Raw genomic sequence first — 277 nt, forward strand, 5'->3', positions numbered from 1 at the left:
TGCGCATCGCGCGCACGATGGCCGCGGTGAACCGCACCGACGTGCTGTTCGCGGTGCTGTTCTTCCCCGCCGAGATCTTCATGTGGATCCGCATCAGCCACTTCGTGCGCTCGTGGACCCGCTTCCTCTCGCGGAAGAAGGTCGACAACTGGGCGATGCAGGCGAAGGCGGAGCGCGGTGGCGGCCTGGGTCACTGGGCGCCGATGGTCGTCCTCATCGCGGTCGCGATCGCCCTCGCCGTCATCTGGGTGCTGGTCGGTCCGGTCGTCCAGTCCTC

Annotated in this window: 1 protein-coding gene; it reads left to right on the forward strand. The window is 67.9% G+C overall.

The genetic code is table 11. From position 1 onward, the window contains the following. On the forward strand, positions 1-277 hold a 277-nt coding region (locus ACZ3HG_RS23495; protein ID WP_465334752.1), incomplete at both ends, for a hypothetical protein.

The organism is Erwinia sp. PME.40.26/001 (assembly GCF_055556675.1).